The sequence below is a fragment of the Paenibacillus sp. P22 genome, assembly GCF_000469945.2.
GTDB classification, from domain to species: Bacteria; Bacillota; Bacilli; order Paenibacillales; family Paenibacillaceae; genus Paenibacillus_O; species Paenibacillus_O humicus.
The window spans coordinates 1-3,032 of record NZ_CBRA020000222.1 but is presented as its reverse complement, the minus strand read 5'-3'; the positions used below and the strand labels follow the sequence as shown (position 1 = coordinate 3,032).

The window sequence follows — 3,032 nt, the reverse complement described above, 5'->3', positions numbered from 1 at the left end:
CATGCGCTCCGTTGTTCTGGGCGCCGTATCCTTGATGGCCGTATCCGCCATACCCTTGCGCTTCGGCGGCGTAACCCGGATGGCCGTATCCGCCATAGCCTTGAGCTTCCGCTGCGTAGCCGTGATGGCCGTATCCGCCGTACCCTTGCGCTTCCGCTGCATAGCCGGGATGGCCGTATCCGCCGTATCCTTGCGCTCCCGCTGCATAGCCGTGATGGCCGTATCCGCCATGGCCGTATCCGCCGTATCCCGGCGGGTAACAATCCTGCATGCCTGCTGCGGCAGCTCCATAGCCGTCATGCCCCGGGCTTCCCGCCTGGGAACCATAGCCGTCTCCCGGCATCTGCGCGGCTCCCTGCACCGCGCCTCCCGGGTAACCGTACCCTTGCTGATGCCCCGCGACTCCATAACCGGCCGGATAGCCGGCCATCCAAGGGGAAGCGGCGGCATAGGGCTGTTCGACGGAAGCTCCGGCGGCCGCCGGCCAGACGTTAAATGCGCCGTAGCCATCCATCTGGCCGCCTAGTCCAGGGAGCTCCTGCCCGTATCCCGCGGCATGCCCGCCCTTCGAGTAGGCGTTCCCGTACCCTGTGCTCTGGACGCCGTAAGACCCTGCTTCCGTATTCGCATACCCGCTTCCATAGGATGGGGACGGAGCATATTCCGGCATTTTGGGAAGCTCAAACAGCGGAGCGATCGCTTCGACGGCCGGAAGCTTCTCCTGTGCGAAAGGATGGATCGCCTTCTCCGTATAATGGGATTGATAAGGCTTCCCATATGCCTTCTCCTCGACCGGAAGCGCCGGCGGCACAGGAGGGGCGGGCGGCGGCACAGGAACCGGCTCGGGCGGCTTCACAGCCGTTGGAGGCTTCTCCGCCGTTGGAGGCTTCTCCGCCGTTGGAGGCTTCACCGCCGTAGGCGGCTTCTCCTCGATGGGCGCCGTGTTCTTTTTGCCGTCGACGATCGGTCCCGTGAACGCTTTTCCTCCCGCGTGGCCGTGATGATCGGATTTATGCTCGGGGGATAATCCGGTCGATTCCTTTAGCTTTGGAATATTGACCGTATCGCCGACATTCAGCGCATCCGGATTCGTCAGCTGCGAGTTGGCCTTGATGAGCTCGTTCAGGGGCACTCCCCAAGCCTTCGAGAGCTTCCAGAGCGTATCCCCCTCTTTCACCGTGTACTTGTGGATCAAGCCGCCGCTCCACGGCTTTTCCTCTTCCGAAGGAACCTTGATTTTGGCGCCGATCTGCAGGTTCTTGTCATCGGTCACGGATGGGTTGAGCTTCTTCAGCTCCTCCACCGTCACCCCGTATTTCTGGCCGATGAGGTAGAATGATTCTCCCTCTTTGACAATATGGATTTTCACTAGCCGACTCCCTCCTCTTCGCGTGCTGTGCGCAGCGGCAGGACTGCAGCCTATCTGCCCGTCGTTACATCGTATGCAGCGACTGGGCGTCTGTCTCCCTTTTCAGCAAAAAAATACAAGCCCTGCCGGGAAGCGTACCGAATATCCGTACGAATGACAGCTGGCTCGTATTCCTGCGGCTTGGTCCTGAACGCGAAGAAGGGCTGTCCCGCTAGTCACGAAACGACTAAGGACAGACCCTTCACTTATTCGGTATCGGCAGAAAAGAATGATGCTCGGCGCTTCAAAACGGATCAATCCGCCGTGCTGCCGAAGCTCGGATAGGTGCCGAGCACCCTTACCTGGCAGCCGATCGCTTCGATCTCCTGCAGCGCCGCCGGGAGAAGGACCGTGTCCAGAGCCATCTCGATGTCGATGACGAAATGGTACGTGCCCAGACGTTTTTTGGTCGGACGGGATTCGATCCTCCCGAGGTTGATCCTTCGCCAGGCGAAGGCGGACAGCACCTGATGGAGCGCTCCCGGGTAATCTTCCGGCAAGGTGACGAGAATGGACGTCTTGCGGACAGGGGACTGGCGCAGCTCGAACGGCTTCGGACCGGCCAGCAGGAAGCGGGTGTAGTTGTTGTCGTGATCCGTCACCCGTTCGCGCAGCACGTCAAGGCCGTAGTGGGCCGCCGCCAGCGTCAGCCCGATCGCAGCCCAGCCCTGGCCCGGATTCTCGGATACGATCCGAACCGCCTCCGCGGTGCTGCTGACCGGCTCCCATTGGGCATGCTGGAGATGGCCGCGCAGGAAGCTCTGGCACTGGGCCAGCGCGACGGGATGGCTGAACACCTTGACGATGCGGCCGTACTCCGGCTCTCCTCCCGCTCCGAGCAGCTCGTCCTTGCGGCCGATCAGCTGCTGGCGGGACGGATAGATCCATTCCGCCTGGATCGGCAAATCCACTTCGTGCAGAAGCCAGTCCATATGGAGGTTGACGGAGCCCTCGATCGTATTCTCGATCGGAATGACGCTGTAATCGGTCCTTCCCTCCGCCGTGGCAAGGAAGACATCGGATATCATCGGGTAATAAACTCTCTCGGCGTTGTCTCCGCACAGGCTGCGGGCAGCCTCGTCGGAGGTGGAGACGACGGGAAGCAAGGCGACTTTGATCATGAATGAACTTCTCCTTTGATTCGCTCTGCGAAAGGCAGTGCGGGATCGGCGCCCTCAAGGACGACCGCGCCGGCGGGATCGGGCTGCAGCAGCAGGAGATCCGCATCGACTCCGGCAGCCGACAAGGTCGAGAGCAGGAACGCCTCCAGCTCTCTCATTCGCGGGCTTCCGTTCTCGATCAGGGCGAGCAGCGTCGGGCCGGCGCCGCTCAGCGCAGCTCCGAGCGCTCCGTGATCCGACGCGCCCTCAAGAACCTCGGCCATGCCCGGAATGAGCGCTGCCCGGTAAGGCTGATGCAGCTTGTCCTTCATCGCATGGCGGATCATGTCGAGCCGGCCGCCGGCGAGAGCGGCCACAAGCAGCGAGCTGCGGCCGATGTTGTGCACGGCGTCGCTCAGCGCCAGCTGCTCCGGCAGCGCATGCCGGGCTTTCTCGGTCGAGAGCTGGAAGCGCGGAATCGCCACGAGCGCGGCWAGTCCGGCCGGCGGCTCGATGCGCAGGCA

The 3,032-nt window shown here is 62.4% G+C and carries 3 protein-coding genes; all 3 read right to left on the bottom strand.

Annotated features, from left to right (window positions below; all coding sequences use genetic code 11):
- Positions 1-1,369 (bottom strand): LysM domain-containing protein (locus BN871_RS23625; protein ID WP_048749343.1); only part of this gene is annotated, 1,369 nt, incomplete at its 3' end.
- Positions 1,370-1,662: 293 nt separating this feature from the next.
- Entirely contained in the window at positions 1,663-2,529 is an 867-nt protein-coding gene (gene pheA, locus BN871_RS23620) for a prephenate dehydratase (protein WP_048749341.1), read from the bottom strand.
- Positions 2,526-3,032, bottom strand: a 507-nt coding sequence (locus tag BN871_RS23615) for a homoserine kinase (RefSeq protein WP_048749340.1), incomplete at its 5' end; no start/stop codon positions are given. The genes BN871_RS23615 and pheA, both read right to left, overlap by 4 nt.

Excerpts from the sequence above, each read along its gene's own strand:
- pheA (WP_048749341.1), bottom strand. The coding sequence starts at position 2,529 with ATGATCAAAGTCGCCTTGCTTCCCGTCGTCTCCACCTCCGACGAGGCT.